This window comes from Bradyrhizobium sp. Y36 (genome assembly GCF_002531575.1).
Taxonomy (GTDB): Bacteria; Pseudomonadota; Alphaproteobacteria; order Rhizobiales; family Xanthobacteraceae; genus Bradyrhizobium.
Map to the genome: position 1 here is coordinate 152,238 of NZ_NWTI01000015.1, position 25,918 is coordinate 178,155.

Genomic DNA, 25,918 nt, shown 5'->3' on the forward strand with positions numbered 1-25,918 from the left:
CTTCAGCCCAGCACCTCGAGCACCAGCTCCATGGTCATCAACACGGGATTGTCGCCGCGGATCAGACGGCCCTCCGCGATGCCGCCAGTATAGTCGATCAGCGCGACGTCGAGTGCTGCTTCCAGCGTGCCGGCAGGTCCGGACGCGATCGCCCCGGCCGTGATCGCCAGCTCGGTGGCAAACGGCTCGGTCACGCCGCCATGGGTGAAGCGGGCACCGATGGTCGAGCCGACACCGCCGTGAACCCTCGCGCGCGCAATGCCGTGCGCGCGGCAGAACTCTTCGAGCGAGCCGGCAAAATCCTGGTTGGGCCGCAGCCGCAGCGCGAAAGCACGGCTCGTCGTGCGCGCGTCAGTGCGCGCGACGGCCACCGGCCCGAACAGCTTGAAATTGGTCTCGGGATCCGGCTCTGCGGTGAACATCGCGCCGTCAAGGCCGAAGGCCTCGACCTCGAACGGCTCGGCGACGATGGTCTCGTCAGGCATCATGTGGCCGCCGCCGGCCTTGCCGTCCGCTTCCGTCCACAGCCCGTGGCAGTGAAAGAACGGCTCCCCGTCGCGCATGCCGAGCGTCATGCTGCCGAGCTTCGTGCGCGTCAGGCCGCCGGGCCGGTACGTCTCGCTGTAGAACGCGGCGTTCTCGCCCGTCTTCGACAGGGCCGGCATCACATAGGCGAACGGCCCGAGCGCGCCGCGCCCGAATCTCAGCACACCGGCCGCAAAGCCTTCGGCTTCAAAGCCGCGCCGCGCGGCCTCCAGCAACGGCAGGCCCGCCTGAAGCGTGAAGGAAAAGGCGCGCCCCCTCGCCTCGACCCATTGGATACGTTCGACGATCGGCGTGCCCGGCTGCTTGATATTCCGCATCGGCTGCGCTCAGCCGGCCTTGGTCTTGTCGAGATCGAGCAGCCCGCGCGCCTCGAGCTCGTCGCGCACCATGCGCTTCGGCACCTTGCCATAGCCGGACTTCGGCAAGGCCTCCCAGAAGAAGAAACGTTTCGGCATCTTGTAGCGCGGCACCTTGGGCGAGAGGAACGCCGCCATCTCGGCCTCGCTCACCGCCTTCTCGCCCTCGCGCGCAACGCAGACGGCAACGCCGACCTCGCCCCAGGTCGCATCGGGCACGCCGAGCACGGCGACCTCGCCGACCGCCGGATGCGTCAGGATCTTCTCCTCGATCTCGCGCGGATAGATGTTGGAGCCGCCGGAGATGTACATGTCGGAGGCGCGGCCGGTGATGTAGACGAAGCCCTCCTCGTCCATGTGGCCGAGGTCGCCGGTGCGAAACCAGCCGTTGCGAAACGCTTTCGCATTGGCTTCGGGATTGTCGTAGTAACCCGCGAGCACCGCAGGCCCGATCACGCAGATCTCGCCGCTCTGGTTGGCCGCGAGCTCGCGGCCCTCGTCGTCCTGGATCGAGACCTGCATGCCGGTGCGCTCGAAGCCGCAGGTGCCGATCTTCGCATGCGGGCCGTCCTCGGGATCGTGCAGCGCCGCCGGCAGCACGGTGATGTTGCCGGTGACCTCGCCGAGGCCGAAATACTGAACGATGACCTTGCCGAGCTTCCTGAGCGCGGCCTTCTGGTCCTCGCGGTACATCGGCGCACCCGCATAGATGACGTGACGCAGCGAGGAATGATCGTATGTGTCGACTGCGGGGTGCTCGACCATCATCTTCAGGATGGTCGGCACGGTGAAGAGATTGGCGACCCGATGCGTCTCGATCAGGCGGAACGCCTCGTTGATGTCGAATTTCTCGGTCGGCAAGAGAACAGTGCAGACGCCGCGCGCGGTTTGCACCAGCTGATGCACGCCAGCCCCGTGCGACAGTGGCGCCACCACCAGCGAGGCGTCGTCCTCGGTGACGCCAGGTGTCAGATCGGCGAGATGGTTGGTGACGACAAAGCCCATCTGGCCATGCGTCAGCACCGCGGCCTTGGAGCGGCCCGTCGTGCCCGAGGTGAAGAAGAACCAGCAGGGATCGTCGTGCTCGACGGCGACGTTGTCGACCACCTCTCCGGCTCGCGACGCGATGGCCTCCGCAACCGACGTCTCGCCAAACGCACCCTTGCCGTCGAGGCTCCAGGTGAACTCCAGCGCCCCGCCCTTCACGGCCGCGGCATGCTCGGGGAAATCGACATGACACAGAAACGCCTTCGCCCCCGAGGCCTGTGCGAGATAGGTGACCTCATCCGGCATCAGGCGGAAATTGGTGGGCACCCAGACCGCGCCGAGCCGGAATGCGGCGAACATCGAGAAGAACATCTCGTCGCCATTCTTGGAATGGACCAGGATGCGGTCGCCCTTGGCGATGCCGCGCGCGGCAAGTGCAGCCGCCAGCGCCGAGACCTGCGCATCGATCTGCCGCCAGGTCCAGGATCTGTCACCCCAGACGAAGCCGGGACGCGCACCGTGCCGCCGCGCATTCTGGGTCAGCATGTAAGCGAGATTCATGACGCGGCGGGACATGCGCAGGGGCTGCATCGGGCTTCCTCTTCGAGGGCGGACAGCGCGCTGGCCATCCGCTCATTGCAGCCCATTTATCGCTATCGCCCGCGCCCCTGCAAGGCCGCCGGCCGCAAACCTGCTCTACGGCTGCGCGAACGCGAACGGCGTCGCCGTGATCGCCTTCTGCTTGACACAGGCCTGCGCACCAAAGCCGCCGCAATAGCTGCCATGAAGATCGAAGCGAACCGTTCGCGCGGCCCCGCGCTTCACCGGCGGGGCCATGATCGTGTAGCTGCGAACATAGCCGTCAAACACCTTGCGCACGCCGCCATCGGGCAGCGTGACCAGGATGTTCATGACGCAGCCGCCGGTCCCGCAATAGGTGGTCTCGCGATCTCCGCATTTGGTCTCGCTGAAATCCACGATGTAGTCGTCGCGGCCGTCACCGGTGAGGTCGATCCTGCGCACCGTACCGGGCGCGAAGGTCACCTCGCCGCCGTCCTGGCTGGTGCATTCCTCATTGGCGTAACGCAGCGCCTGCTGGACGCCGGGCGGATGGTCGGACGGATTGAAGGGCTTTGCATCCTCGGCGCGCGCGGCGGAGGCGATCAGGGCGAGCAGAAGTATCAGATGGCGCATGGGCGTTGGTCGCCGCTGCCGCGGCAACCGTTCAGGGAATTTTAAACATGATCAGCGCAACCTCGCTCAGTTCTCGCCGACAGAGTTCCGCATCATGGTCAAAGCGCCCGCCTTCCTCCTGTTGTCGCTGGCGCTCGCCGGATGTGCCGTGGGCCCTCAGGCGCATCTGGCGTCCGATCCCGCCTTCAAGCCTGGCCGCTATGCCTGGGATGGCGCCGGTGAAGATCCCAATCGGCCGCGTGCCGCTTCACAGCCAACGCGCAATCTGGCCCGATCCGAAGGGACCCGATCGCAGGCCGGACTTCAGCCCCAATCGAAGGAATGGTGGCAGGCGCAGGACGCCAACGAGGCCGAGCAGGATGCCAGGCTCAACCGCTCCCTCGTCATCTGCCGAGGATGCCTGCGTCCGCAGCAGCAGCCCGAAGACTCCAGGCTCGCCAAAGCCGCCGATTGAACTGAGCTGCGTTCACATCGGTCTACAGGGATAGACGCCGGCCGCTCCGGGCGGTCGCGCTCGGCATCCTCCCAAGACATCATCTCCAGGACATTCCATGCTCACCCGCCGCACCCTCGTCGCAGCCGCTCTGTTCGCCGGCATCGCGCCCGCCTTCGCCGAGACTCCGGCCGCGAGCGATCCCGTCGCGATTTTGACGGCGATCTACACCCGCGCGGCCAAGGGCAAGGGCGATGGCGGCGGCGCCTTCATCATCGAGAACAGGGCTGCGAAGGCAAAATACCTCTCCAAAGGACTGGTCGCGCTGTGGGCCAAGGCGGATGCCCATACGCCGAAGGGCGATGTCGGGCCGGTCGATTTCGATCCAGTCACCAATTCGCAAGAACCGGACGTGAAATCGTTCAAGGTTGACGCGGAGAAGATGGAAGCCGACAAGGCCACGATCGCGGTCACCATCACAGGCCATCGCAACGACCGGAAACCCGCCGACCTGATCGTGCGCTACGACTTCGTGCGCGAGGCCAATGGCTGGAAGATCGACGACATCAAGGGCTCCTCCGGCGGCGAGGCCTGGTCGATCCGTAAGATGCTGACGGACTCGCTGAAGAGCTGAGCGGAGACGACATGAGCGAAATCATCGACAACAGGGCGCATCACCGGTTCGAGCTCGAGGTCGACGGTCACCTCGCGACCGAGCATTACAAGCGTGACGGCAACGTCATCACGTTCGAGCACACCGACGTGCCGAAGGAGCTCGGCGGCAAGGGCGTCGGCTCGAAGCTGGTGCAGGGCGCGCTCGACCAGGTCCGCGCCGCCGGATTGAAGTTGATCCCGCAATGCCCATTCGTAAAGGCGTGGATCGAGAAGCACCCGGACTATGCGGATCTCGTGACGAACTGAGCGTACAGGCCCGCCGCCCGCTGCCGACGGGCCTGCCGATCCCTACGGCCTATTGTCCATGCCTGAGCATGTCCTGGTCGGTCATGTCCCAGTCCTGCCACAGCTGCAGCATGCCGAGCAGCACGAGCACGGCGCCAAGGCCGGTGTGATAGATGCGCAGAAAACCCTCGCCGGAATAGCCGAGCACGTAGGGCGAGCCGATCAGCCACAGCCCGACCAGGATCGTCGTCACCTCCTGCCAGCGTTGCAGGGCGACATATTCGAGCTGGCTGATGCCAAAGACGACCAGGCCGATTGCGACCGCATTCAGGATCACCGTCTGGTCGCCGGTGATCGCCGCCTCCTGGACAGGAAACCACGGCGAAGCCACGATCGCCGCGCCGAGCAGCATCCCGCACCAGTCTTCCCATGTCCGATGAGTATTCAAGAAACCAAAGTCCGACATCGTACCCTCCTGTGACAGAGGCACACGTCGGCGGCTGGCGATCCCGACACTCCGAATGTCTCAGCGACCTGCCGGCCGCATTCGGACGCATGTCCTGCAAGGGACGTGGGAAACGCCGGCGGCGGCGCAAGACCGGACTTGAGGATTATTTCGATGACCAGCGGTATTCGGCGGTCATGAGCTATCGCACCGCGGCTAGAGCGCGCCGAGCTTTCGCAAGGAGTCCTGCGCGGACGACAAGCCGGGCTCCAGCTCCAGCGCCTTCCGGAGATCGGCGATCGCGCCCTGCTTGTCACCGAGCCGCAGGCGGGCCTGCCCCCGATTATTCCAGGAATAGACGTCGGAAGGATCGTATTGCAGCGCCTTGTCGTAGTCGGACCGACCACCCTTGTAGTCCCCCTGGAAGAGACGGATCATGCCGCGATTGCGCCAGCCGCGCGCGTCAGTCGGCGCGACGCGAATGGCCTCGCCATAGTCCGCAGCGGCACGCTCAAGCTGTTCGGTGTCACGATAGACGTTGCCGCGATCGATATAGGCCAGCAGATCGGGCGCAAGCTTGATCCGCGTCGTATAATCGGCGAGCGCGTGGGCCATGTCGCGCTTGCGGTAATAGACGAGACCGCGGTTGCTATGGGCCATGGCGTAGTTCGGTTTGCGCTTGATCGCCGTATCGAAATCGGCCAAGGCGCCATCGAGGTCGCCCTTGTTGAAGCGGGACTCGCCGCGATTGTTGTAGGCCATCGCCAGCGACGGATCGAGCTTGATGGCTTGATCGTACTCGGCAATGGCACGATCATAGTCGCGCTTGAAGCTGTAGACGCGGCCGCGATTGTTGTAGGCGCAGGCATAGTCCGGGTCGAGCCTGACCGCCTCGTCGAGATCGGACAGCGCGGCCTCGAGCTCGTGTTTCTCGGTGAGGCCGTGGCCGCGGCTGCAATAGGCGCCGGCGAGCCGCTTGCCGGTCTCGCTTTTGGTGTCGATCACGGCAGAGCAAGCCTTGACCCGCTCGTCCGGTGTGCTGGCCGGCGCAAAGCACGCCTCCCAGGCCGGACCGCCTTCGGCCGCAGCAGGGACAGGCGCGGTCGAAGCGAGTACAGCGAACAGCGCAAAGAGGCTGAGCGGGACACGCATTTTCGAGATATCTCCTCTGCGGCAACCTCCCTTGGTCGCACCTTGGCAAGGGCCGGTTCAGGCGCCTAGATCAGCCAAGACACAGCGCTTCGAGGAGACTTGGCATGGCGGTACGCGACAACAAGGACAGGAGCCGCTTCGAGCTCGATGTCGGCAGCGAGGTCGCCTTCGCCAATTACCGGATGACGCCGTCGGCCGTCATCATCACTCACACCGAGACACCGCGCGCGCTGCGCGGCCGCGGCATCGGCTCCGAGCTGGTCAAGGGCGCGCTGGATCTGATCCGTCGCGACGGCAGGAAGGTGATCGCTGGCTGCGGCTTCGTCGTCGATTATCTCGACCGGCATCCGGAGGATGCGGATCTGGTGGCCTGAAAGCAAAAGGGCCCGCGAGATCGCGGGCCCTTCCGGCACGACCGGTGTCCGGTCCGTGCTTGCGTCAGTGCTTGATCTCCGGCGGCAGCTTGCCGCCATTGGCGGCGAGCTTGGACATCACCTGCTTGTGCAGCCAGACATTCATGCTGGCCGAGTCGTTCATGTCGCCGGTGTAGCCGAGCTCCTTGGCGAGATCCTTGCGCGCGGCAAGGCTGGAATCGATGTCGAGCGCCTTCATCAGGTCGACGATCGAGGTGCGCCATTCGAGCTTCTCGCCCTTGTGCGCGGCCACGGCCTTGTCGACGATCGCAGCCACATCGACGGCGGCCATCGGCGCGGACGCCGGCGCTCCCGGGGCGGCCCCTCCTGCGGGCGCACTGCCCGGCGCTGCGCCACCGGCGGGCGCGGCGGAAGCCGGCTGGCTACCGAAGATCGCGCTCATGATTTTCCCGAAAATGCTCATATCTGCTCCCCGAAAAGGATCCGTTGGAAGGGCCTTGAGTGGCACTTATAGACGAAGTTCCTGCGTTGCGCCCGCGAAGTTCTGCGAACCGTCAACCAGCATCAGCTTATCTGCGGCGAAATGACGGCCGAATGACATCGTCGAGGTTGCGATGCGGCATCGAATCTCACCCAAGCGTGAGGGACAGGACTCGGAAATAGGCGTACGCTCGCGCTTCAGCTCGCGATGCCATCCGGAATTCGCGTCTGTTTGGGATCGCGGGACTTCAGAGAATGGCGGCCGCTCGCGCCGTTTGCCGGCGCCGGATTCGGCTGCTCGGCAAGGGAGCTAGCGACCATGGCTACACTCTACCAGGGCAATGTCCCCACGATGGCCCAGAACGCGGATGCGGCTGGACCGGTGATCCGAACCATCCAGCTGTCCGATCTGCACGATGCGCTCAGGCGCGGCTGGGAAGATTTCAAGGCGTTGCCGAGCCACGCCATCATCCTCTGCGTGATCTACCCGGTGCTCGGCCTCGTGCTCGCCCGCGTGGTGATGGGCTATTCGGTGCTGCCAATGTTGTTTCCGCTGGCCGCGGGCTTCGCCCTGATCGGCCCCTTCGCGGCGCTCGGTCTCTACGAGCTCTCCAGCCGGCGCGAACGCTATGAAGAAGCCAGCGCTTGGGACGCGATGGAGGTGCTCCGCTCGCCTTCGTTCGGGGCGATGCTCGGCCTCGGCACATTGCTGCTCGCTCTGTTCGTGACCTGGGTCGCGACCGCGCAGGCGATCTATGTCGCCGCGTTCGGCTATGAGGGCGTGAGCGGCATGTCGGACTTCATGACGCGCGTGCTGACGACGCGGCAAGGCTGGTGGCTGATCGTGGTCGGCTGCGGCACCGGCTTCCTGTTCGCGCTCGCCGCGCTCTGCATCAGTGCGGTGTCGTTCCCGCTGATGCTGGACCGCCATGCCGGCGCGTTCGAGGCCATGAGCACCTCGCTGCGCGTTGTGGCGAGAAACCCGGTGCCGATGGCGGCCTGGGGCCTGATCGTGGCTGTGCTGCTTGCGCTCGGTACGATCCCGGCCTTCCTCGGCCTTGCCGTGGTGATCCCCCTGCTCGGCCATGCCACCTGGCATCTCTACCGCAAGGTGATCGTCTCGGAACCCGGTGCACGTCCGGTGCCGCCCCCGCCGCAGCGTCCGCGCAAGCCCGCGGCCGACTTCCCGGCGAACCTCTTCCCCTGGCGTAACAGGACGGACGCCTGACGATATCGTGACATGCGATCCTGCCCCGGCTCGGGCAGGATCGCACCTTCTCGCACGCCTTGCTTTGGCCGCGGTTCCAACCGAGATTGCACCCGCCGGCCAGATCGCTTCACGGAATTCATTACCTCGAATGACCTCGACGATTTCTCGTCTCGCTCTCGCAGCCTTCGCCCTCTCCGCGTCAATCCTGTCCGCCCAGCCCGCGTTCGCCGCGGTTGCCTGCGGTTCGGGCAATTTCGACGCCTGGCTTGCGGATTTCAAAACCGACGCCGCGGCCAAGGGGATCTCGCAGCAGGCCATCACCGCCGGATTGGCCGGCGTGACGCTCGATCAGAGCGTGCTCAACCGCGACAAGTCGCAAAAGGTCTTCACCCAGACCTTCGAGGAGTTTTCCGGCCGCATGGTGCCGCCGCGCATGCAGCGCGGCTCCAACATGATGAAGCAATACGGCTCGGTGCTGTCGCGCATCGAGCAGGCCTATGGCGTTCCCGGCGAGGTCCTGGTCGCGATCTGGGGCCTGGAGACCGATTTCGGCGTCAACACCGGCAAGTTCGCCACGATCCGCTCGCTGGCAACGCTGGCCTATGACTGTCGGCGCGCCGAGCAGTTTCGTGCCGAACTGTTGGACGCGCTGCGTATCGTCCAGCGCGGCGATCTCGCACCCGCCGAAATGAAGGGCGCCTGGGCCGGCGAGCTCGGCCAGACCCAGTTCATGCCGTCGTCCTGGATGAAATACGCCGTCGATTTCGACGGCAACGGCAAGCGCGATCTCCTGCACAACGCACCCGACGTGCTCGCTTCCACCGCCAATTATCTCGCCGGCTATGGCTGGCAGAAGGGCAAGGACTGGCAGCCGGGCAGTCCGAACTTCGCGGTGCTGCAGCAGTGGAACAAGAGCGAGGTCTATTCCAAGACCGTCGCCTATTTTGCCACCCAGCTGGCACGCGCGCCGTAACAGCCCTCGACAAGGCGCGTAGGGCCGATCTTCTGGCGACCGGCCCTCTCTTGTGTGCGTCTACATCCCGACGTTTCTATTTGCCCATGGTGGAATGCATTGCCTTGTTCAGATGTGCGCCGCATGCGCCCATCTTGCCGTTGAGCAGCGAATCCTGAGCCGCCGCGATCTCCTTCTGCGCAACCAACTTGCTGTCGCCGTCGGCCATGTTCTCGATCGCGGTCTCGGTCTTTTCCAGATTGGCCGAGCTGCAGCCGCCCATGGCATGCTTGGCGGCCTGGGCCGGCGCTACGGCGAACGCAACGGCGGCAATGGCGATAACCCCGAGTAACTTCGTCATGATGTTACTTTCCTTCTCTGGTTCCTGGGACAGACCCAGCGACATTGCTGGACTCTGCAACCTGACTTTCCTCTGAGTGCGGCAACTTGACGCAATAAATTCCTCGCGAGATTTGCGTGATGTTGCACAAGGTACAGAGCGCCATGCAGAAACTCTGTTTGTCATTACATCCTTGTCATCCAGTCACACGCTTGGCGTGCGTGCTGGGCCACGAGGAGTTGCGGGCAAAGCCTGGAGCGGCCTAGCGCCGCCTCACGCCGCGAAATCTGCTCCCGCCAAGGGTCACTGAGCAGCCCTGCGGGGACGCTAAGACCACCCAACCAATGAATCTATATTCAATTGCGTGATATCTTCTCATGCGATTCGCGCATGCACGACTTGGGTCTAGAAGCTGAATGATCGGCTTGCCGATAACGGCGGCGCAACATATTTCCACGATGATCGAGATCAAATATCCATTGCTAAACCCGTGATTTCACGGAGCTTTAGCTCCGAACCTGATACTCCCGACGCGGGTTCTGGGCGGGATCGCCAAGAGGTTAAGCGTCTCTTACCTACGCTATGCACTGATCGCTTAGCTGCATCGCAACATCGGAACTTTCGCACTGCACTACTCTCACGTATATTCATTTCAACGATGCGGCCCGGGCAAGGGCTGAATCGAACTACAGGAGACTACCAATGCTGCTCTCGCTCATCCGCATGATCCAGGCCTTCCGGGACTATCAGCGCAATGTTGCCGAGCTGTCCCAGCTCAGCGATCGTGAACTGGCCGACATCGGCCTCGATCGCTCGGACATCCCGCGCGTTGCCGCCGGCCAGTATCAGGGCTGATATCCTTCAGCCCTTCACCGGAACGGACCGATAGCGCCCGCCTCGTGCGGGCGTTCTCGTTTCCGGAGGCAGAAAACTCGATCTCGGCGATTCCACTCCCCGTCGAAAAGCGCTACCTGTCCGCCCCATGACAGGACCCCATTCCAATAGTGTGCACGTGATCGGCGCCGGCCTTGGCGGCTCGGAAGCTGCCTGGCAGGTCGCGAAGGCCGGCGTGCCCGTGGTGCTGCACGAGATGCGGCCAGACCGCATGACCGAGGCTCACCGCACCGACGGGCTCGCCGAGCTCGTCTGCTCCAATTCGTTCCGTTCGGATGACGCCGCCAACAACGCCGTCGGTCTGTTGCATGCGGAGATGCGCCGGCTCGACTCGCTGATCATGCGCGCAGCCGACGCCAACCAGGTGCCCGCAGGCGGCGCGCTGGCGGTCGACCGCGACGGCTTCTCGGCGGCCGTCACCAAGGCCCTCAACGATCATCCCTTGATTGAGATCGCCCGCGGCGAGGTTTCAGGCCTGCCGCCGGCCGAGTGGAGCAACGTCATCGTTGCCACCGGCCCCCTCACCTCCGCCCCGCTGGCCGATGCCATTCGCGCGCTCACGGACGAGAATGCGCTCGCCTTCTTCGACGCGATCGCGCCGATCGTTCATCGCGAATCCATTGACATGTCGGTGGCCTGGTTCCAGTCGCGCTATGACAAGGTCGGCCCCGGCGGCAACGGCGCCGACTACATCAACTGCCCCATGACCAAGGAGCAGTATGACGGCTTCGTCGCCGCGCTGATCGCGGGGGAAAAGACCGAATTCAAGGAATGGGAGACCAACACGCCCTATTTCGACGGCTGCCTGCCGATCGAGGTGATGGCGGAGCGCGGCCCCGAGACGCTGCGTCACGGCCCGATGAAGCCGGTCGGCCTCACCAATCCGCACGATCCCGCCACCAAGGCCTACGCGATCGTGCAGCTGCGTCAGGACAACAAGCTGGGCACGCTCTACAACATCGTCGGTTTCCAGACGAAACTGAAATACGGCGAGCAGCAGCGCATCTTCCGCACCATTCCGGGCCTGGAGAAGGCCGAATTCGCCCGCCTCGGCGGCCTGCATCGCAACACCTTCCTGAACTCGCCAAAGCTGCTCGACAGTCAGTTGCGCCTGCGCGCGCAGCCGCGGTTGCGCTTTGCCGGCCAGATGACGGGCTGCGAGGGCTATGTGGAATCCGCCAGCATCGGGCTGATCACCGGCCTGTATGCGGCGGCGGATGCGCGCGGCGAGACGCTTGTGAGCCCGCCGGGGACGACCGCGCTGGGATCTCTGCTTGGCCACATCACCGGCGGCCATATCGAGACCATCGAGCCGGGCACCCGCTCGTTCCAGCCGATGAACATCAATTTCGGCCTGTTCCCGCCGCTTGCGACCGTGCCGACCAAGAAGCCCGACGGCACGCGGCTGCGCGGCAACGAAAAGACGGTGGCCAAGAAGCAGGCGATGAGCGCACGGGCGCTTGCCGATCTCGATCGCTGGATCGCCGATCACCTGCGCATTGCCGCGGCTGCGTGAGTTCAAGATGAGCCTCCCCAAAGACGACGCCGCGACGCTGTCGGCGCGCTGGACCGAGGGCGTGCTGCTCAAGCGCGACGTGTTCTCGACCGTCGAGCGCGGCCGCTTCCGCGGCGAGACCGGTGAGGTCGATGCCGTGCTGCGCCGGCTCGACGAGGTGCCGTGGTGGTCATTCCTGCTGGCGCGCCATCTGTTCGCCCGCGAGACGCATGCACTGCGGCTCGCCAAGGGCCTGAACGTCGGCCCCGAGCTGCTATGGGCCGGACGCCGCGCGCTGGTGCGCGGCTTCGTCGACGGTGTCGCGCTGCATCTGGCCAAGCCGCACGGTGACCTCGCCTATTTCCGCTCGGCCAAGGCGGCTTTGCGCCGGCTGCGCGGCGCCGGCATCTGCCACAACGACCTCGCCAAGGAACAGAACTGGCTGGTCGGCCGCGACGGCCGCGCCTATGTGACCGACTTCCAGCTCGCGGCCTGCTTCAACCGCCGCGGCCGGCTCTATCGGATCCTCGCCTATGAAGATCTGCGCCATCTGCTCAAGCACAAACGCTCCTACGCGCCGGAAGCGCTGACGCCGCGCGAGCGAAAAATCCTCGCCAAGAAATCGTTCGCGGCGAGCCTGTGGCTTGTCACCGGCAAGAAGGTCTATCGTGCCATCACGCGCGGCCTGTTCAATTTCACCGACCGCGAAGGCGGTGGTCGCCGGCTGGTCAACGACGCGCCGGTGCTGGCGGAGCTGATCCGCAAGAATCCGGCCGTGCGCGACACCGCCATCGTCGCTTTTGCCGACCGCCGCTCCGGCGTCGGGCTCTACGCCTTCGTCGAAGCCGATCAGACCGCGCTCGAGGGCGAGTTGCGGAACGAGCTCGCCGCCGCCAAGGGCCCGAAACCGCCGGAACACATCCAGGTCGTGCACGCGCTGCCGCGCGACACCAGCGGCAAGCCGCGCACCGAGATCCTGCAACTGGTCGCCATGAACCAGCTCGACCTGATCGAGCCCATGATGAAGAACGACCAGGATCGCGCCTTCCTCAAGGACATCCTGGAGCAGCGCAAAAACCTGCGCGACCGCTTCAATTTCGAGGCGGACCTGCCGACCGGCTGACGGGCCGGCAGCGCCTTGAAGCGTCCACATTGGCGATAGAGAAGCGGTCGGATCATTCGAGCGTGGCGGAGATGATGGGGATTCGGGGGACGATGATGCGTCGTGGGGTCGGCGGAATGATCGCCGGCGTCCTGCTGCTGATGGCTGCGCCCGCGATGGCGGATTCTCCGGCCGAACTGATCTCCAGCTTCCGCCTCAAGCACGGTGAGGTCCGCGTCACCAGAGATTCAACCCTCGACCGCATCGCCATGGACCAGGCCCGCGCCATGGCGGCGAAGGACGACCTCAGTCACGACGCACTCGGCCCGTTCAACAAGCGCGTCGCTCCGGCCGGCGCGGGCCGCGCCGCCGAGAACATCGCCTACGGCTATGACAATTTCGAGAAGACGCTGGGCCAGTGGATCGACTCCTCCGGGCACCGCAAGAACCTGTTGCTGCACAACGCCTCGCGCGTCGGCATCGCCAGCGCCAAGAACGCCAGCGGCAAGCGCACCTATTGGGCGATGGTCATCGCGGGCGATTACGAGCCGAAGGGCAAGGACAGGAAAAAGGACAAGGAACCCGTCGTCGCCGTGAAGCGCGAGGCCGCGCCACCGAGCAAGCCGAAATCCGAATCCAAGCCCAAATCCACCAGCTGTCACATCAAGCTGCTCAGCCTCTGCATCTGAGGCGGCCAGCCCATCTTGCTCGCGCCCGGCAACGCGCCTAATTCATGCACGAGCTCGCAAGCAGCGGAGGCATGAGTGATCGACCTCGACCGAATTCGCGCCGACACGCCGGCCACCTCCCGCCTCACCTATCTGCACAACGCCGGCGCCGCCCTGATGCCTATACCGGTCGTCGCGGCGATGAAGGACCACATTGATCTCGAAAGCGAGATCGGCGGCTATGCGGCGTCCGACCGTGAGGCGCGCCGCCTCGATGCGGTCTACGGCTCGGTGGCACGCCTGCTCAATGCCGCGCCCGACGAGATCGCGCTCGTGGAGAACGCGACGGTCGCCTGGCAGATGGCGTTCTATTCGCTTCCGTTTCGCAAGGGCGACCGGATCCTGACCGCCGAGGCGGAATACGCCGCCAACTATGTCGCCTTCCTTCAGGTCGCCAAACGCACCGGCGCGGTCGTCGATGTCGTGCCCAGCGATGCCACCGGCGAGCTCGATGTCGGCGCGCTCGAGCGCATGATCGACGAGCGCGTCAAGCTGATCGCGGTGACCTGGGTTCCGACCAATGGCGGGCTGGTCAATCCGGCGGCAGCGATCGGCAAGATCGCGCGGGCGCACGACATCCCCTATCTGCTCGACGCCTGCCAGGCGGTCGGCCAGATGGAGGTGGATGTCGAAGCGATCGGCTGCGACATGCTGTCGGCCACGGGGCGCAAATTCCTGCGCGGCCCGCGCGGCACCGGCTTTCTCTATATCCGCCGCGCGCTGCTGCGACAGCTCGAGCCGCCGATGATCGACCATTTTGCGGCGCCCTGGGTCTCGCGAGGCACCTATCAATTGCGAGACGACGCCCGCCGTTTCGAGACCTGGGAGAACAATTACGCGAGCCGGCTCGGCCTGGGCACGGCTGTCGACTACGCCCTCGATATCGGCATCGGCGCGATCGAGCAGCGCTGCCGCCTGCTCGCCGGCCGGCTTCGCGGGGGCCTTGCCGGCATTCGCGGCGCCACCATTCGCGACCTCGGACGCACGCCGGGCGCGATCGTCAGCTTCACGGTGGAAGGGTACGACGCCGAGGATATCGTCCGCAGTGCCGCCGCGGCCGGCATCACGATCGGCATCTCGGATCCTGCGAGCACCCGCATCGACGCCGAAATGCGTTCATTGCCGAATCTCGTGCGGGCCTCGCCGCACTACTACAATACGGAAGCCGAGGTCGACCGGCTGATCGAACATCTCGCGGGGCTGGCACGGCTATAGCGGGAAGCGCGCCGTGCTCAGGTGCAGCGCGCGCTCAATCCGGATGCGCTAAGCCTGGCCATCACCTCGTCGAGATGGGCGGCATCGCGGGTCTCGATGACGAGCTGCAGCAGCGTCGCCTTGGCCGGCAGCTCGGAGAAGGTTCGCTGGTGCGAGACCTCGATGATGTTGGCGCCGGCTTCGGCGAGCAGCGCGGCCACGGCGGCCAGTTGTCCCGGCCTGTCGGGGATATCCAGCGAGAGCTGGGTCAGCCGCCCCTCGCGCGCGAGTTCGCGCGTGAGGACGGATGCGATCAGCCGGGTGTCGATATTGCCGCCGCTCAGGACGAGACCGACCTTCTGGCCGGCAAAGCGGGTCGGATCGGACATCAGCGCGGCGAGGCCGGCGGCGCCGGCGCCCTCCACCACCGTCTTCTCGATCGAGATCAGGGTCGCTACCGCACGCTCGAGCTCGGCTTCGTTGACGAGCGCAATGTCGTCGACGAGGCGGCGGACGATCTCGGTGGTGATCTTGCCGGGCGATTTCACCGCGATGCCTTCGGCGAGCGTATCGCCGCGCGCCGGCAGATTGCCGTCATGGATGGCGTTGTACATCGAGGGATAGAGCCAGGCCTCGACGCCCAGGATCCGCAGCGACGGCTTGATCGCTTTCGCCGCGATGGCGATGCCGCTGATCAGGCCGCCGCCGCCGATCGGCACGACCAGCGTGTCGAGCTCCGGCACCGCCCTCATCATCTCCAGACCGACGGTGCCCTGCCCCGCGATCACGAGCGGATCGTCGTAGGGGTGGACGAAGATCATGCTTCTCGCTTCGCCATGGCTGCGCGCGAACGCCGCCGCCTCCTCCAGCGTCGCACCGGTGACGACCACTTCGGCGCCGTGATGCCGCGTGTTCTCGACCTTCACCATCGGCGTCCCGACCGGCATGACGATGGTCGCGGGAATGCCGAGCCGCTTGGCGTGATAGGCAACGCCCTGCGCGTGGTTTCCGGCCGACATGGCGATGACGCCGCGTGCACGTTCCTCAGCCGTCAGCGCGGTCAGGCGGTTGAGCGCGCCGCGCTCCTTGAAGGACGAGGTGAACTGGAGGTTCTCGAATTTGAGCCAGATCTCGCAGCCGCAGATGCCGCTCAGCGTGCGACTGTAGCTGCAGGGCGTCTCGACGACGGCCCCCCGGATGGTGTCGGCAGCGGCCTGAATGTCGCTTGGCGCGACCGGAAAACCGCTCACGGCAGGCGATGTGGTTTGGGACAACTCAGCCATGGGACAGCATAGAGCATTCGGCGGTCCGAGGCGATAAGCCCGCCGCTATTTGGTAAATTCGCGGGAACGTGACGCCCGCCACAGCGTCCAGAGCGTACGCAGCCGCGACGTCGGCTGCGGCGCGAACGGATTGCGGCCGGGCTGCGTCAGGCGCTTGAGATCGGCCCTGACCTGGCTCAGCGGCAGAAACGCCGGACGCACCTCTGGAGGCACATCCACCAGCTGCGATACGGCCGCGGTCAAATGCTGCTGCGCCTCGCCTGTGAGCTGCTCCAGCACGGCGCGCAAGTTCGCCGTGTCCTTGCCGGCGAACACGTCCTCCATTTCGCAGCCATGGCTCGCCAGCACCTGCTGCGGCAGGAACAGCTGCCGGTGCGAGGCATCGCGCGGCAGGTTCGCGATGATCTGCACGATGCCCTGCGCCAGCCCGGCATGGCGAGCGGCATGCTCGACCGCTTCCGACGGCGGCGCCAAAACCTGCGCGGCGAGACCGAACAGCGCCGAGCAGGTGGCGGCCAGATAACCCTCCAGCGCGGCCATGGTCGGCATCGGATCGTTGTAGAGGTCGAACTGGTGCTCGTCGACGAGCAGCGACAGGGGCTCGGCCGGCAGGTTGAAATCGCGGATTGCGCGCAAAAGCTCGGCCGCGACCGGATTTCCCTCGGCACTGCCGTGGACGAGGCCCGAGAACAGATCGGTCCACCATTGAAAGCGGATCTCGCCGGGCAAGGGCTGGCTCACCTGGTCGCGGACGCGAACGATCTCGACATTGAACGCATAGAGCGCGAGCAGCGCACGGCGCTCGGCGGCAGGCACGAACAGGGTCGCCGCGTAGCGCGGAAAGTCGTGGCTGCGCACGAGATCGGCGCAGTAGGACACGTTGTCCGGCGGCGGCACGGCGCTGCTCATGTGCTGTTCATGGCACCGCGATCAGCGCAGCCGCGACCCGCCGCCGTTCGCCGATCATGATGTTGTAGGTGCGCACCGCAGGGCCGGTCTGCATCGTGTCGAGCACCACCCTCACCGCCTTGAACGCCTGGCGCAGCTCGGGCGGCGGCAGCCACAGCCCGGTCCCGGTGCCGATCAGGAGCGTGTCGATCCCGTTGGCAGCGGCGAACACCCGGTCCAGCGCGTAGCGGTCGATCTTCGCGGGATCAGTCACGTCCCAGGCCCAGATCGCATCGGGCAGGCACAGCAGCGAACCCCGGTGCGACATGCCGGCAAAGGCGAAGCCGCCCTTGCCATAGGCCTCGATCGGCGCCGAGCGCGGGAAATGCGGTGCGTTGGGATCGCCGGCCATATGCCTCGCCCGAATGAGCCTACCGCCCTCGCAAACGCCTGCGAGGGGCAGCCGGTTCGGATCATGCCTTGCTTTTCTTCGCCGGCGCAGCCTCGTCCTTCGCATCCTCGCGATGCTCGCCGACGCCGAGATAGATCAGGATCGGAGCCGCGATGAAGATCGACGTATAGGTACCGACCAGCACCACGCCGAACATCATCACCGCCGTGAAGCTGTGGATGGCATGACCGCCGAACAGCAGCAGGGCCAGCAGCGCCAGCGTCACCGTGAAGTGGGTGATGATCGAGCGCGACAGCGTCGAGTTGATGGACTCGTTGAGCAGCTGCGGCATCGGCATCTTCTTGTAGCGACGCAGCATTTCACGGATGCGGTCGTAGATGACGACGGTGTCGTTGAGCGAATAGCCCAGAATGGTCAGCAGCGCGGCGATACTGGTCAGGTCGAAATCGACCTGGCTGATCGACATGAAGCCGATCGTCAGCACGATGTCGTGCACGTTGGCGATCATGGCCCCCAACGCGAACTGCCATTCGAACCGGAACCAGAGATAGATCAGGATCGAGATGATCGCGAGCATCAGACCCAGCATGCCGTAGGCGAGCAGCTCGCCGGCGACGCGCGGGCCAAGCACCTCGACGCGGCGATATTCGATGGAATCGCCGAGCGCAGTGCGGACCTTCTGCACGGCATCCTGCTGTGCCTTGTCGCCGCCGGGCTGTTCGGCAACGCGGATCAACACGTTCTCGGGGCCGCCGAACTGCTGCAGCTGGATTTCACCAAGGCGCAAGCCATCCAGCGTCGTTCGCATCGCCGAGATGTCGGCGGCGCCAGACTTGGCCCGCACCTCAAGCAGTGTGCCGCCCTTGAAGTCGATGCCCAGATTCAGGCCGTGGGTGAAGAACAGCGTGATGGCGACGATCGACAGCGCCGCCGAGATCGGGAAGCTGATCCGGCGAAAGCGCGTGAAGTCGAAATGAGTGTCGTCCGGGACGATCCGCAGCGACGGCAGCAGGCCGAGGGCCGCGACCACGGTGAGGATGGCAATGAGGATGCCGAGCCCGATGAGAACGGTGTGAGTCACGATCAGGCTCCTAGATCGGCACGCTCTGCGGCCGCTTCCACCGCACCCACCAGGCCACGATCAGCCGGGTCATGGTGAAGGCGGTGAACACCGTGGTGATGATGCCGATACCGAGCGTCACGGCGAAGCCGCGCACCGGGCCGGTGCCGATGTAGAACAGCACCGCGGCGGCAATGAAGGTGGTGATGTTGGAATCGAGGATGGTCGCCAGCGCCCGCTTGAAGCCGGCGTCGATCGCCGAGATCGCGTTGCGGCCGCCGCGCAGCTCCTCACGGATGCGCTCGTAGATCAGCACGTTTGAGTCCACCGCGATGCCGACGGTGAGCACGATGCCGGCGATGCCTGGCAGTGTCAGCGTGGCATTGAGCAGCGACAACAGACCGAAGATCATGGCGACGTTGATGGCCACCGCGATGTTGGCGAAGACCCCGAACAGGCGGTAGGTCAGCAGCATGAAGATGATGACCAGGATCGAGCCGACATAGGCTGCAAGCTCGCCCTTCTCGATCGAATCCTGGCCGAGGCCCGGACCGACGGTGCGCTCCTCGACCACCGTGAGCGGCGCGGGCAGAGCGCCGGCGCGCATCAGGATCGCAAGATCGTTGGCGGACTGGACCGTGAAGCTGCCCGAGATCTGTCCCTGCCCGCCCGTGATGGGCTCGTTGATCCTGGGTGCGGAGATCACCTTGTTGTCGAGCACGATCGCGAAGGGCAGCCCGACATTCTCCTGCGTGGCCTGCGCGAATTTGCGCGCGCCTGACGTGTTGAACTTGAAGCTGACGACCGGCTCACTCGTACGCTGGTCGAAGGTCGCCTGGGCATCGATCAGATCGCCGCCGGCAACCAGCACCTGCTTCTTGACCACATAGGGCGTCGGCGGCGGCGACGCGCTCATCAGCAACTCGGAGTCCGGCGGCAACCTGCCCTGTTGCGCCTGGTCCGGCGACACGGTCGTGTCGACCATGCGGAATTCCATCTTCGCGGTCTCGCCGAGCAGCTTCTTGAGGCGCGTCGGATCCTGGAGGCCCGGGACCTGCACCAGGATGCGGTCGTTGCCCTGGCGCTGGATCACGGGCTCGACGGTGCCGAGCTCGTTGACGCGGCGTTCGACGATCTGGATCGACTGCTCGATGGTCTTGCGCAGGCGATCGAGCATCGCGGCCTGCGGCACGCTGAGGCGGATCAGCCCGCCGCCGGCATCGGCCACCTCGAGGTCGCGCTGACCGCTGGATCCCATCAGGCCGCCCAGCGGCTGAGACAATTCGCGCAGCTTGGCGAGCGCGGCCGGAATGTCGGATTCCTTGGTGATGCGAACCTCGGCCGCGTCGTTGCGCACCACCACGCCACCGGTAAAGCCGATCTTGGCATCACGCAGGCTGCGGCGAACGTCGTCGCGAACCTGATCGAGGCGTTCCTTCTTCACGTAGTTGGAATCGACCTCGAGCAGCAGATAGGAGCCGCCCTGAAGGTCGAGGCCGAGCACGAGCCGCCGCTGCGCCCAGGCGGGCCAGGTCTTGACCTGCGCTTCGGGGAAGAAGTTCGGGACCGCGCAGAGGCACACGATCAGCGCCGTCAGGATGATCCCGAGCGCCTTCCACCGCGTGAAATACAACATCGACTGAACCTGTCAGATGGGGAGACTTGAGATGCTCGCGGACGCGCTCACTTCGAGGCGGCGTCGTCCTTGGCACTTTCCTTGGCGGCTTCCTTGCTATCCTTCGATTCCTTCGCCGGCTCGCCCTTGGCGCGCACGCCCGAGATCATCTGGCGCATCTGCCGCACCCGCACGCCGTCGGAAATCTCGAACTCGATCTGGTCGTCATCGACGACCTTGGTGACCTTGCCGACGAGGCCGCCCGAGGTCACGACGGTGTCGCCGCGACGGATGTTCTTCACGAGGTCGGCGTGATCCTTCACCTTCTTCTGCTGCGGACGCAGAATCAGGAAGTACATGATCACGAAGATCAGGGCGAACGGCAGCAGCGACATCAACATGCTGTTGGTGTCACCGGCGCCCGCGGCCTGGGCATACGCAGGGGTAATCAGCATTCGGACGATCCTCGTGAGAAACGGGGGAAGCCGGTCAGGCCCGCTGGGCGACCGGTTCGGTCAAATTCGCGCGGACTATAGCGGCCATTGCCCCAATTGCAACGCTGCCAGACCGGCGATTTGACCATCTTGCGGCGCGCCGTCAGGCCCGATAAGGCTGCATTCTCAGGAACTTCGGACATGCCCAAAAACACAAGCAAAAGCCCGGCCGGCAAAGGCCCCCGTACCCCTGCCAGAAAGCCCACCCGCGTCGCGGCAAATCGCCCCAAGGGGGCGACCAAGAGGACCGCCAAGGCCGCCGTCAAGGCGACTCCGGACCAGTCCCAGGAGCGCATCGTCCGCGCACTGGAGACCATTGCGGCGCACCTCGCCGCCCAGGGCAGGCCGGCCGCAGAGCCTCAGTCGTTCGAACGGGCGGACGCCTATGTCTGGCACCCCGACGGCCGCCTTTCGGCCGTGCCGCGGGTCAGCCGCGTCGAGCTGTTCCTGCTCAAGGGTGTCGACCGCATGCGCGACATCCTGATGGAGAACACCGAGCGCTTCGCCAATGGCCTGCCGGCCAACAACGCCCTGCTCTGGGGCGCGCGCGGCATGGGCAAATCGTCGCTTGTGAAGGCCGCGCATGCCAGCATCAATGCCGGCCGCAAGCCCGCCAACAGGCTGAAGCTGATCGAGATCCACCGCGAGGACATCGAAACGCTGCCGACGCTGATGGAGAAGCTACGCGACTCCAGCTTCCACTTCATCGTGTTCATCGACGACCTCTCCTTCGACGGCAACGACGCATCGTACAAGTCGCTCAAGGCCGTGCTCGAAGGCGGCATCGAGGGCCGGCCCGAGAACGTCGTCCTCTACGCCACGTCGAACCGTCGCCATCTCCTGGCGCGCGACATGATCGAGAACGAGCGCTCGACCGCGATCAACCCCGGTGAAGCCGTCGAGGAAAAGGTCTCGCTGTCGGATCGCTTCGGCCTGTGGCTGGGCTTCCACCGCTGTAGCCAGGAGGAATACCTCGCCATGGTGCGCGGCTATTGCAGCCATTTCGGCGTTGAGATCGACGACGAGGCGCTGGAGCGCGAGGCGCTGGAATGGTCGACCACCCGCGGCTCACGCTCGGGCCGCGTCGCCTGGCAGTTCGTGCAGGAGCTGGCGGGCCGCCTCGGCGTGAAGCTGACGGCCAAGTAGCCGGAGCTGTCGCCCAACCCGTAACTGTCATTCCCCGCCTTGTGCGCAGTTGCGCACTGGAGCGGGGAATCCAGTACGCCGCGGCTTATCGGCTCAACAATGACCGTCTCTGGAATACTGGATCGCCCGGTCAAGCCGGGCGACGACAGCTTCAATGCGGAGGCTCTGTAGGCCTCACGCCCCGTTCAGGAATTGAAGCGGGTCAACCGGGCTCGATCCCTTGCGGATCTCGAAGTGGAGCTGCGGCGACGCCACCTCCCCGGATTGACCCGACTTGGCAATGACCTGACCGCGCTTGATGGCATCGCCGCGCTTCACCAGCAGCTCACTCGCATGGGCATATGCGGTGACGTAGCCGTTGGAGTGCCGAACCAGGACCAGATTGCCGTAACCTTTCAGCTCGTTGCCGGAATAAGCGACGACGCCGTCTTCGGCCGCCTTGACCGGGGTGCCTTCGGGCACCGCCAGATTGATGCCGTCGTTGGATTTGCCGTTGGTCTTGGCGCCGTAGCTGGTGACCACCTTGCCGCGGACCGGCCAGCGGAAGGTCGGAAGCGCGCTGGTGGTCTCCGCAGCCTTCGCGGGAGCCTCAGCGGCGGGCTTCTCTTCGACATTGGCGGTCGCCTGGGCGAGACGCGCGCTCTGCACGGGCGCAGCCGCAGTGGCAACCTTCATGGCCGGCGCCGGCGCAGCCGCAACAGGCTGCAGCGTCCCCGCAACCGGAGCAGCCCCGACGGGCGCAGCGGCAACCGGCGGCGCGAGGGCGACGGTCTTCGCACCGGGCACGGTCAGCTTGGTGCCGAGCTTCAGCTTGGCCGAGGGATCGAGGCCATTGGCACGGGCGAGCTCGGCCGACGAGATATGGTTCTTGCGGGCGATGCTGGCGAGCGTGTCGCCGTGGTTGACGAAGTGCATGCTCGGCGGCGCAGCCATGGCCGCAACCGGCTTCGCGGCCGGAGCTGCCGCAACGGGAGCCAGCGCAGGTGCCGGCGCAGCGGCCGTGGCCGTGGCCGGATGCGGGATGATCAGTTGCTGGCCGGGCGAGAGCGCGCGCGGGCCCTTGTAGCCGTTGGCGGCGAGGATCGCCTGCGGCGTGACGTGATAGCGCTTGGCGAGCACCTCGAGCGTGTCGCTGGTGCCGACGATGATCTTGGTCCCGCCGGCCGGCTGCGCGGCGGCAACGGAGCGCGGCGGCACGGTGGCCGTGGTCTCCAGATGCGGCTGCGCCGGGGGCGCGTAGGAGCTGACGCCGCGTCCGCCTCCGGACACGCCACCACCGCCTGCGACGGGATAGGATTGCGGCGCGGACACTGCCGGCGGCGGCAAGGGCTGCGACTGATAATAACCGGGCTGGGTCTGCGGCCGCGCATATTGCGGCAGCTCGCGCTGCTGCGGCGGTGGCGCCTGCTGCACCGAACCGGTCTGGTCAGAGGCAAAGGGATTGGAGAAGTTCGACTGGGACAGTCGCGACGACATGTCGGCGCTGCACCCTGCGAAGCTGAAGGAGATCAGCGCCAGCACCGCGACCTGCGGCACGCGGCGCGAGTAAAGCAACTCGGCGACAGCGGACATGGTTACTCACTCGTACGCAACAGAACTGGTGTTTTAAGTAAACACGCGTCGAGTAAATAACGGCTTAACCCTCCCAATAAGATGTTGGCGGCACAGCCGATCCGGAATTCTACAGCTCCCGCGCCACGCCGGGCAGTGCCGGCACGAACCGGACCTCGACGAGTTCCTTGCGCTCGATCGCGCCTGCGGTCCGGGTCAGCCGGACCAGCGTCTGCACGCCCTGGTGCGGGCCGACCGGCGCGATCAGGATACCCCCGACCTCGAGCCGCTCGACCAGGTTCTCGGGGATCTGCTCCATCGCGGCGGTGACGATGATGCGATCGAACGGGCCGATATTGGCCGGCAGGTTAAGCCCGTCGCCAAGCATCACCTCGACATTGTGGCAATCGAGCTTTTCGAGCCTGGCGCGTGCGGTATCGGCAAGCTTGCGGTAGCGCTCGACCGTCAGGACCTGGCCGGCGAGCCGCGACAGCACGGCCGCCTGGTAGCCTGAGCCGGTGCCGATCTCGAGGACGCGATGCTGCTTCTGGAGCTGAAGCTGCTCGGTCATGTAGGCGACGACGAAGGGCTGGCTGATGGTCTGCCCGCAGGCGATCGGCAGCGCACTGTCCCGGTAGGCGCCGTCGCGATCGGCCTCGTCGACGAAAAGCTCGCGCGGCACCTCCTCCATGGTTCGCAGCACCGCCTGATCGCTGATGCCCCGACGCCTCAGCGTGAGCTGAAACATCATCTTTTCCGGCGGGTGTTGATGAGAGGTCATTGCCTGCTGACGCTGTCTTGCCGAGCCCGATCGGCCTCAAGCCCGGATGCGGGAATCTTGTTCCTGTTCAGGAACCCATGATAGCCTTGCCGCCGCGCATTTGACCACAAATTGGCTTGCCGCGGGCGAGCAGCGATGACCATTTTCAGACATCCATTCGTCGAAACGCGCATTGCGTCGATTCGTGTTATCTGCGAACGTTTTTGGCAATGGGCAAGGACTCAATCATGACTGCGGGGCTTTCCGGCCGCTCTGTATTCCTCGTCGAGGACGAGGTGATGATCAGGATGATGGTCGCGGACATGCTCGAAGAGCTTGGCTACAAGGTCGCAGCCGAGGCCGGCGACATCGCCGAGGCCATGCGGCTTGCCCAGGCCACCGAATTCGACATCGCCATTCTCGACGTCAACGTCAACGGCAAGGTCATCTCGCCGGTCGCCGACGTCATCAAGGCCAAGGGCCGCCCCTTCATCTTCGCCACCGGCTACGGCTCCTCCGGTCTGCCCGAGCAGTACCGCGACCGGCCCGCGCTTCAAAAGCCGTTTCAACTCGACGCGCTCGGCAAAACCATCGAAGCCGCGCTCCGCGGCGAGTAGCCGCATTTTCCAGATCTTCTTACTTCAACGTCGCGCTGAGCTCTTCGGAAAACGCTTCGTTGGTGCGGTCGAGCCTGAGCGGAGTGACCGAGACGTAGCGCTCGCGAAGCGCCGCCAGATCGGTGCCGTCGGCCGGCGTGTCCATCATCGCGGCGCGCTCGAAGCCGATCCAGAAATAAGGATTGCCCCGGCCGTCCTTGCGCTCGTCGATCCTGAGGAAACCGAGATTGCGCTTGCCCTGGCGCGTGACACGGATGCCGAGCACATCCTCCGGCGCGCAGGACGGGAAGTTGACGTTGATGACGGTGTCCTTGGGGATGCCGGCGGCGATCACCTTGCGCAGGATGTCCGGCCCGAACTTGCGCGCGGTGTCCCATGGCGGCCGCTCGCGGGTCTCGACACTGAACTCCTGCGACAGCGCGAACGACGGCAGGCCGAGAATGGTGCCCTCCAGCGCGCCGGCGATGGTGCCGGAATAGACCACGTCCTCGGCCACGTTGCGGCCCTTGTTGACTCCGGACAGCACGATGTCGGGCAGCTTGGCCCCGAGGATATGGCGCGCGCCCATGATGACGCAGTCGGTCGGCGTGCCGCGCACGGCAAAGTGCCGCGGCCCGACTTCGCGCAGGCGCAACGGATCGTTCAGCGACAGCGAATGCGACACGCCGGATTGGTCGAGCTCGGGCGCAACCACCCAGACGTCGTCGGACAGCGCGCGCGCGATCTCCTCGACCACCTTGAGGCCGGGGGCGTGGATGCCGTCGTCATTGGTGCAGAGAATGCGCATGCGAAGGTTCGATTCCTGAAGGGGTCTGAGCCGTCTTATCCGGCTCTGGCCGATCAGGCAAACCGGCTGATCAGGGGTTCCCGGTCCCGTCCTGTTACCGGCGGATGCGCCATTGCGGCAGGAAGCGCGCGAGCCGCCCCTCCGCGCGCAGCTTCATCGCCGGCACCGCCGGACTGACGACCGGCGCCTCGATCACGCCGAGCGCCTCCAGTTGCGCAATGAGCGGGTTCGCCTCCTGTGCCTGCGGAAAGCGTTCGCGTGCCACGCTCAGCGCCTTGTCGAAGTCTGCTGCATTCACGCCGGGCTTGGCCCGCCGGCTCTGCACGAGGTCGTCGTCCCAGAGCCGCGCGATCTCGATGTCGAGCACCCCGCGCAGGCGCTGGTCGACGGCCTGAATGCCGGCACCCGTCACCGCCCATTGTCTGCCGACCCAGAAGATGTCGCGGTGCAAGGCCATGAACGGTGGGTTCGCGTTGCGGGGCCGGCAGGATAGCCGGCCGCCCGATCTTCGCAACCAAACGTT

General features: G+C 65.4%; 30 protein-coding genes. 13 read left to right on the top strand and 17 right to left on the bottom strand.

Features of this window, described 5'->3' with window-relative positions; all coding sequences use genetic code 11:
- Nucleotides 1-2 precede the first annotated feature (2 nt).
- The 3 genes from CO669_RS23640 to CO669_RS23650 form a co-directional block, all read right to left on the bottom strand.
- Nucleotides 3-863: a PCC domain-containing protein gene (locus CO669_RS23640; RefSeq protein ID WP_097662339.1), complete on the bottom strand. Its 861-nt coding sequence runs from the start codon at nucleotides 861-863 to the stop codon at nucleotides 3-5.
- A gap of 9 nt (nucleotides 864-872) precedes the next feature.
- Nucleotides 873-2,480 carry an acyl-CoA synthetase gene (locus tag CO669_RS23645; protein ID WP_097662340.1) on the bottom strand — a complete coding sequence of 536 codons (1,608 nt, stop codon included), beginning with the start codon at nucleotides 2,478-2,480 and terminating at the stop codon, nucleotides 873-875.
- Between the two features lie 105 nt (nucleotides 2,481-2,585).
- On the bottom strand, nucleotides 2,586-3,083 hold the full coding sequence (locus CO669_RS23650) for a hypothetical protein (protein ID WP_097662341.1): 498 nt from the start codon (nucleotides 3,081-3,083) through the stop codon (nucleotides 2,586-2,588).
- Between CO669_RS23650 and CO669_RS23655 the strand changes: the two genes are divergently transcribed.
- The 3 genes from CO669_RS23655 to CO669_RS23665 all read left to right on the top strand — a co-directional run bounded on the left by CO669_RS23655 (nucleotide 3,082) and on the right by CO669_RS23665 (nucleotide 4,437).
- Complete coding sequence (locus CO669_RS23655; RefSeq protein WP_245444452.1) at nucleotides 3,082-3,537, top strand: hypothetical protein; 456 nt, start codon at nucleotides 3,082-3,084, stop codon at nucleotides 3,535-3,537. The two genes, CO669_RS23650 and CO669_RS23655, sit on opposite strands and share 2 nt — an antisense overlap.
- A 97-nt stretch (nucleotides 3,538-3,634) precedes the next feature.
- Nucleotides 3,635-4,150 carry a DUF3828 domain-containing protein gene (locus CO669_RS23660; protein WP_097662343.1) on the top strand — a complete coding sequence of 172 codons (516 nt, stop codon included), beginning with the start codon at nucleotides 3,635-3,637 and terminating at the stop codon, nucleotides 4,148-4,150.
- A gap of 11 nt (nucleotides 4,151-4,161) precedes the next feature.
- On the top strand, nucleotides 4,162-4,437 hold the full coding sequence (locus CO669_RS23665) for a GNAT family N-acetyltransferase (protein ID WP_097662344.1): 276 nt from the start codon (nucleotides 4,162-4,164) through the stop codon (nucleotides 4,435-4,437).
- A 49-nt stretch (nucleotides 4,438-4,486) separates the two neighbouring features.
- Here the strand turns inward: CO669_RS23665 and CO669_RS23670 are convergent, their stop codons facing one another.
- Together CO669_RS23670 and CO669_RS23675 are read right to left on the bottom strand one after the other, a co-directional pair.
- On the bottom strand, nucleotides 4,487-4,882 hold the full coding sequence (locus tag CO669_RS23670) for an SPW repeat protein (protein ID WP_198964223.1): 396 nt from the start codon (nucleotides 4,880-4,882) through the stop codon (nucleotides 4,487-4,489).
- A gap of 195 nt (nucleotides 4,883-5,077) precedes the next feature.
- Nucleotides 5,078-6,013, bottom strand: coding sequence for a tetratricopeptide repeat protein (locus CO669_RS23675; RefSeq protein WP_097662345.1), 936 nt, complete (start codon nucleotides 6,011-6,013; stop codon nucleotides 5,078-5,080).
- A 104-nt stretch (nucleotides 6,014-6,117) separates the two neighbouring features.
- On the opposite strand from CO669_RS23675, the gene CO669_RS23680 reads away from it, so the two are divergent.
- On the top strand, nucleotides 6,118-6,387 hold the full coding sequence (locus tag CO669_RS23680) for a GNAT family N-acetyltransferase (RefSeq protein WP_097662346.1): 270 nt from the start codon (nucleotides 6,118-6,120) through the stop codon (nucleotides 6,385-6,387).
- 64 nt (nucleotides 6,388-6,451) lie between these two features.
- On the opposite strand, the gene CO669_RS23685 is transcribed toward CO669_RS23680, so the two are convergent.
- Nucleotides 6,452-6,850, bottom strand: a complete 399-nt coding sequence (locus tag CO669_RS23685) for a DUF3597 domain-containing protein (RefSeq protein ID WP_181769987.1) — start codon at nucleotides 6,848-6,850, stop codon at nucleotides 6,452-6,454.
- A gap of 336 nt (nucleotides 6,851-7,186) precedes the next feature.
- Between CO669_RS23685 and CO669_RS23690 the strand changes: the two genes are divergently transcribed.
- Together CO669_RS23690 and CO669_RS23695 are read left to right on the top strand one after the other, a co-directional pair.
- Complete coding sequence (locus tag CO669_RS23690; protein WP_097662348.1) at nucleotides 7,187-8,095, top strand: DUF2189 domain-containing protein; 909 nt, start codon at nucleotides 7,187-7,189, stop codon at nucleotides 8,093-8,095.
- 130 nt (nucleotides 8,096-8,225) lie between these two features.
- Complete coding sequence (locus tag CO669_RS23695) at nucleotides 8,226-9,050, top strand: lytic murein transglycosylase (RefSeq protein WP_097662349.1); 825 nt, start codon at nucleotides 8,226-8,228, stop codon at nucleotides 9,048-9,050.
- Between the two features lie 76 nt (nucleotides 9,051-9,126).
- Here CO669_RS23695 and CO669_RS23700 read toward each other — a convergent pair whose 3' ends face one another.
- On the bottom strand, nucleotides 9,127-9,435 hold the full coding sequence (locus tag CO669_RS23700; protein WP_198964224.1) for a hypothetical protein: 309 nt from the start codon (nucleotides 9,433-9,435) through the stop codon (nucleotides 9,127-9,129).
- Between the two features lie 636 nt (nucleotides 9,436-10,071).
- Here CO669_RS23700 and CO669_RS23705 point away from each other — a divergent pair.
- The 5 genes from CO669_RS23705 to CO669_RS23725 all read left to right on the top strand — a co-directional run bounded on the left by CO669_RS23705 (nucleotide 10,072) and on the right by CO669_RS23725 (nucleotide 14,803).
- The gene (locus tag CO669_RS23705) at nucleotides 10,072-10,224 is read left to right on the top strand and encodes a DUF1127 domain-containing protein (RefSeq protein WP_007590701.1); all 153 of its coding nucleotides are present in this window, start codon (nucleotides 10,072-10,074) and stop codon (nucleotides 10,222-10,224) included.
- Between the two features lie 127 nt (nucleotides 10,225-10,351).
- Nucleotides 10,352-11,779, top strand: a complete 1,428-nt coding sequence (trmFO, locus tag CO669_RS23710) for a methylenetetrahydrofolate--tRNA-(uracil(54)-C(5))-methyltransferase (FADH(2)-oxidizing) TrmFO (RefSeq protein ID WP_097662351.1) — start codon at nucleotides 10,352-10,354, stop codon at nucleotides 11,777-11,779.
- A 7-nt stretch (nucleotides 11,780-11,786) separates the two neighbouring features.
- Nucleotides 11,787-12,881: an AMP-binding enzyme gene (locus tag CO669_RS23715; RefSeq protein WP_198964225.1), complete on the top strand. Its 1,095-nt coding sequence runs from the start codon at nucleotides 11,787-11,789 to the stop codon at nucleotides 12,879-12,881.
- 95 nt (nucleotides 12,882-12,976) lie between these two features.
- The gene (locus tag CO669_RS23720; RefSeq protein ID WP_198964231.1) at nucleotides 12,977-13,549 is read left to right on the top strand and encodes a CAP domain-containing protein; all 573 of its coding nucleotides are present in this window, start codon (nucleotides 12,977-12,979) and stop codon (nucleotides 13,547-13,549) included.
- A 75-nt stretch (nucleotides 13,550-13,624) separates the two neighbouring features.
- Complete coding sequence (locus CO669_RS23725) at nucleotides 13,625-14,803, top strand: aminotransferase class V-fold PLP-dependent enzyme (RefSeq protein ID WP_097662353.1); 1,179 nt, start codon at nucleotides 13,625-13,627, stop codon at nucleotides 14,801-14,803.
- Nucleotides 14,804-14,820: 17 nt separating this feature from the next.
- Here CO669_RS23725 and CO669_RS23730 read toward each other — a convergent pair whose 3' ends face one another.
- From CO669_RS23730 to yajC, 6 genes are all read right to left on the bottom strand, one after another.
- On the bottom strand, nucleotides 14,821-16,065 hold the full coding sequence (locus tag CO669_RS23730) for a threonine ammonia-lyase (protein WP_097662354.1): 1,245 nt from the start codon (nucleotides 16,063-16,065) through the stop codon (nucleotides 14,821-14,823).
- A 45-nt stretch (nucleotides 16,066-16,110) separates the two neighbouring features.
- Nucleotides 16,111-16,974 carry a phytoene/squalene synthase family protein gene (locus tag CO669_RS23735; protein WP_097662355.1) on the bottom strand — a complete coding sequence of 288 codons (864 nt, stop codon included), beginning with the start codon at nucleotides 16,972-16,974 and terminating at the stop codon, nucleotides 16,111-16,113.
- A 7-nt stretch (nucleotides 16,975-16,981) separates the two neighbouring features.
- Nucleotides 16,982-17,365 (bottom strand): Mth938-like domain-containing protein, encoded by a 384-nt coding sequence (locus tag CO669_RS23740; protein ID WP_097662356.1) that lies wholly within the window; start codon nucleotides 17,363-17,365, stop codon nucleotides 16,982-16,984.
- A 61-nt stretch (nucleotides 17,366-17,426) separates the two neighbouring features.
- Nucleotides 17,427-18,446: a protein translocase subunit SecF gene (gene secF / locus CO669_RS23745; protein WP_097662357.1), complete on the bottom strand. Its 1,020-nt coding sequence runs from the start codon at nucleotides 18,444-18,446 to the stop codon at nucleotides 17,427-17,429.
- Between the two features lie 10 nt (nucleotides 18,447-18,456).
- Complete coding sequence (secD, locus tag CO669_RS23750) at nucleotides 18,457-20,061, bottom strand: protein translocase subunit SecD (protein WP_097662358.1); 1,605 nt, start codon at nucleotides 20,059-20,061, stop codon at nucleotides 18,457-18,459.
- Between the two features lie 47 nt (nucleotides 20,062-20,108).
- Nucleotides 20,109-20,495 carry a preprotein translocase subunit YajC gene (yajC, locus tag CO669_RS23755; protein ID WP_097662359.1) on the bottom strand — a complete coding sequence of 129 codons (387 nt, stop codon included), beginning with the start codon at nucleotides 20,493-20,495 and terminating at the stop codon, nucleotides 20,109-20,111.
- 180 nt (nucleotides 20,496-20,675) lie between these two features.
- Between yajC and CO669_RS23760 the strand changes: the two genes are divergently transcribed.
- Nucleotides 20,676-21,680, top strand: a complete 1,005-nt coding sequence (locus CO669_RS23760; RefSeq protein ID WP_097662360.1) for an ATP-binding protein — start codon at nucleotides 20,676-20,678, stop codon at nucleotides 21,678-21,680.
- A 174-nt stretch (nucleotides 21,681-21,854) separates the two neighbouring features.
- Here the strand turns inward: CO669_RS23760 and CO669_RS23765 are convergent, their stop codons facing one another.
- Together CO669_RS23765 and CO669_RS23770 are read right to left on the bottom strand one after the other, a co-directional pair.
- A complete protein-coding gene (locus CO669_RS23765) occupies nucleotides 21,855-23,252 on the bottom strand; it encodes a LysM peptidoglycan-binding domain-containing M23 family metallopeptidase (RefSeq protein WP_097662361.1) in 1,398 nt (465 codons plus the stop codon).
- A gap of 109 nt (nucleotides 23,253-23,361) precedes the next feature.
- On the bottom strand, nucleotides 23,362-24,012 hold the full coding sequence (locus tag CO669_RS23770; RefSeq protein ID WP_097662362.1) for a protein-L-isoaspartate(D-aspartate) O-methyltransferase: 651 nt from the start codon (nucleotides 24,010-24,012) through the stop codon (nucleotides 23,362-23,364).
- A 227-nt stretch (nucleotides 24,013-24,239) separates the two neighbouring features.
- On the opposite strand from CO669_RS23770, the gene CO669_RS23775 reads away from it, so the two are divergent.
- Nucleotides 24,240-24,608, top strand: coding sequence for a response regulator (locus CO669_RS23775; protein WP_097662388.1), 369 nt, complete (start codon nucleotides 24,240-24,242; stop codon nucleotides 24,606-24,608).
- A gap of 19 nt (nucleotides 24,609-24,627) precedes the next feature.
- Here the strand turns inward: CO669_RS23775 and surE are convergent, their stop codons facing one another.
- The gene (gene surE / locus CO669_RS23780) at nucleotides 24,628-25,395 is read right to left on the bottom strand and encodes a 5'/3'-nucleotidase SurE (protein WP_198964226.1); all 768 of its coding nucleotides are present in this window, start codon (nucleotides 25,393-25,395) and stop codon (nucleotides 24,628-24,630) included.
- Nucleotides 25,396-25,489: 94 nt separating this feature from the next.
- Nucleotides 25,490-25,852, bottom strand: a complete 363-nt coding sequence (locus CO669_RS23785) for a hypothetical protein (protein ID WP_097662364.1) — start codon at nucleotides 25,850-25,852, stop codon at nucleotides 25,490-25,492.
- Nucleotides 25,853-25,918 lie beyond the last annotated feature (66 nt).

What these genes read in the sequence shown, in the direction of transcription:
- CO669_RS23640 (WP_097662339.1), bottom strand. Translation starts at nt 863, where the DNA reads ATGCGGAATATCAAGCAGCCGGGCACGCCGATCGTCGAACGTATCCAA.
- CO669_RS23645 (WP_097662340.1), bottom strand. Translation starts at nt 2,480, where the DNA reads ATGCAGCCCCTGCGCATGTCCCGCCGCGTCATGAATCTCGCTTACATG.
- CO669_RS23655 (WP_245444452.1), top strand. Translation starts at nt 3,082, where the DNA reads ATGGGCGTTGGTCGCCGCTGCCGCGGCAACCGTTCAGGGAATTTTAAA.
- CO669_RS23650 (WP_097662341.1), bottom strand. Translation starts at nt 3,083, where the DNA reads ATGCGCCATCTGATACTTCTGCTCGCCCTGATCGCCTCCGCCGCGCGC.
- CO669_RS23660 (WP_097662343.1), top strand. Translation starts at nt 3,635, where the DNA reads ATGCTCACCCGCCGCACCCTCGTCGCAGCCGCTCTGTTCGCCGGCATC.
- CO669_RS23665 (WP_097662344.1), top strand. Translation starts at nt 4,162, where the DNA reads ATGAGCGAAATCATCGACAACAGGGCGCATCACCGGTTCGAGCTCGAG.
- CO669_RS23670 (WP_198964223.1), bottom strand. Translation starts at nt 4,882, where the DNA reads ATGTCGGACTTTGGTTTCTTGAATACTCATCGGACATGGGAAGACTGG.
- CO669_RS23675 (WP_097662345.1), bottom strand. Translation starts at nt 6,013, where the DNA reads ATGCGTGTCCCGCTCAGCCTCTTTGCGCTGTTCGCTGTACTCGCTTCG.
- CO669_RS23680 (WP_097662346.1), top strand. Translation starts at nt 6,118, where the DNA reads ATGGCGGTACGCGACAACAAGGACAGGAGCCGCTTCGAGCTCGATGTC.
- CO669_RS23685 (WP_181769987.1), bottom strand. Translation starts at nt 6,850, where the DNA reads ATGAGCATTTTCGGGAAAATCATGAGCGCGATCTTCGGTAGCCAGCCG.
- CO669_RS23690 (WP_097662348.1), top strand. Translation starts at nt 7,187, where the DNA reads ATGGCTACACTCTACCAGGGCAATGTCCCCACGATGGCCCAGAACGCG.
- CO669_RS23695 (WP_097662349.1), top strand. Translation starts at nt 8,226, where the DNA reads ATGACCTCGACGATTTCTCGTCTCGCTCTCGCAGCCTTCGCCCTCTCC.
- CO669_RS23700 (WP_198964224.1), bottom strand. Translation starts at nt 9,435, where the DNA reads ATGTCGCTGGGTCTGTCCCAGGAACCAGAGAAGGAAAGTAACATCATG.
- CO669_RS23705 (WP_007590701.1), top strand. Translation starts at nt 10,072, where the DNA reads ATGCTGCTCTCGCTCATCCGCATGATCCAGGCCTTCCGGGACTATCAG.
- trmFO (WP_097662351.1), top strand. Translation starts at nt 10,352, where the DNA reads ATGACAGGACCCCATTCCAATAGTGTGCACGTGATCGGCGCCGGCCTT.
- CO669_RS23715 (WP_198964225.1), top strand. Translation starts at nt 11,787, where the DNA reads ATGAGCCTCCCCAAAGACGACGCCGCGACGCTGTCGGCGCGCTGGACC.
- CO669_RS23720 (WP_198964231.1), top strand. Translation starts at nt 12,977, where the DNA reads ATGCGTCGTGGGGTCGGCGGAATGATCGCCGGCGTCCTGCTGCTGATG.
- CO669_RS23730 (WP_097662354.1), bottom strand. Translation starts at nt 16,065, where the DNA reads ATGGCTGAGTTGTCCCAAACCACATCGCCTGCCGTGAGCGGTTTTCCG.
- CO669_RS23735 (WP_097662355.1), bottom strand. Translation starts at nt 16,974, where the DNA reads ATGAGCAGCGCCGTGCCGCCGCCGGACAACGTGTCCTACTGCGCCGAT.
- CO669_RS23740 (WP_097662356.1), bottom strand. Translation starts at nt 17,365, where the DNA reads ATGGCCGGCGATCCCAACGCACCGCATTTCCCGCGCTCGGCGCCGATC.
- secD (WP_097662358.1), bottom strand. Translation starts at nt 20,061, where the DNA reads ATGTTGTATTTCACGCGGTGGAAGGCGCTCGGGATCATCCTGACGGCG.
- yajC (WP_097662359.1), bottom strand. Translation starts at nt 20,495, where the DNA reads ATGCTGATTACCCCTGCGTATGCCCAGGCCGCGGGCGCCGGTGACACC.
- CO669_RS23760 (WP_097662360.1), top strand. Translation starts at nt 20,676, where the DNA reads ATGCCCAAAAACACAAGCAAAAGCCCGGCCGGCAAAGGCCCCCGTACC.
- CO669_RS23765 (WP_097662361.1), bottom strand. Translation starts at nt 23,252, where the DNA reads ATGTCCGCTGTCGCCGAGTTGCTTTACTCGCGCCGCGTGCCGCAGGTC.
- CO669_RS23770 (WP_097662362.1), bottom strand. Translation starts at nt 24,012, where the DNA reads ATGACCTCTCATCAACACCCGCCGGAAAAGATGATGTTTCAGCTCACG.
- CO669_RS23775 (WP_097662388.1), top strand. Translation starts at nt 24,240, where the DNA reads ATGACTGCGGGGCTTTCCGGCCGCTCTGTATTCCTCGTCGAGGACGAG.
- surE (WP_198964226.1), bottom strand. Translation starts at nt 25,395, where the DNA reads ATGCGCATTCTCTGCACCAATGACGACGGCATCCACGCCCCCGGCCTC.
- CO669_RS23785 (WP_097662364.1), bottom strand. Translation starts at nt 25,852, where the DNA reads ATGGCCTTGCACCGCGACATCTTCTGGGTCGGCAGACAATGGGCGGTG.